At 69.1% G+C, this 1112-nt stretch carries 1 pseudogene; it reads left to right on the forward strand.

Annotated elements, in window-relative coordinates:
- Window positions 1-100 precede the first annotated feature (100 nt).
- Window positions 101-1112, forward strand: a pseudogene (locus tag FH608_RS51140) (RHS repeat protein); the annotation flags it as partial.

The raw sequence follows: 1112 nt of genomic DNA on the forward strand, positions 1-1112 counted from the left end.
CGGCATCACGACTACGATCTTCGAGTATGACGAGGCTGGCCGGCTCATGGTGCAGGTACTCGATCCGCGCTCAGGCTCGAATCCGGATGGGCTGGAGCGTGTGACCGAGTTCGGCTACGACGCCAACGACAACACGGTCAGGACCGCTCGTACCGGCGCGGGATCCTCCCGCACCGAGGTCACCGAGTCCACGTACAACAAGATCAACCTCGTCACCAGGACGACCGTCGAGAACGGCGATGAGGACCTGGTCTCCACGGTCACCTATGACGACCGCGGCCTGGCCGTCGCCGCGACCGATCCGCGCGGCAACGCGGACGGCGCCGACAAGGCCGCCTACACGACCGAGATGCGTTATGACGCGCTGGGCCGCCTGGTGGAGGCGACCGGCCCGCAGGTCAAGGTGAACAAGGCCGGTACGGCCGATGACGCGCACCCCACCGTGCACCTCGGCTACGACACCCTCGGCGCCAGGACCCACGAGACGGACGCCGAAGGCCGCACCGTGACCTCGACCTTCGACAAGGCAGGCCGCCTGACCGCCCAGCGTGCCCCCAGCTACACCCCGCCCGGCGGCACCGCCGTCACCCCGACAACCGCCTACGCCTACGACAAGGCCGGCCAGCTGATCTCCACCACCGATCCGCGCGGCAACATGACGACCTTCGACTACGACAAGCTCGGCCGCCAGGTCCGCGTCACCGACCCCGCCCCTGAGGGCCAGCCGGCGGGCACGTGGGTGACCGAGTACGACCTGGCCGGAGAGACACTGGCGACCGTCGACCCCACGGGTGCCCGGAGCGAGGCCACCTACGACGATCTGGGGCGGCAGATCACCGCCACGCAGATCGAGCGCAAGCCGGCCACGGCCGGCTTCACCACGACCATGGAGTACGACGACGCGGGTCGGCTGGTCAAGCAGACCGCCCCCGGCGGCAAGGTCACTACCTTCACCCTCAACGCAGCGGGCGAGGTCAAGGCGGTGACCGACCCGGCAACCACGGTCACCATGGCCTATGACCTGGCCGGGCGGCTGACCAAGACGACCGACGCGAACGGCAACGCCACCACCGCCGAATACGACCTGGCCGGACGCAAGACCGCGGTCAAGG

The organism is Nonomuraea phyllanthi (assembly GCF_006334985.2).
GTDB classification, from domain to species: Bacteria; Actinomycetota; Actinomycetes; order Streptosporangiales; family Streptosporangiaceae; genus Nonomuraea; species Nonomuraea phyllanthi.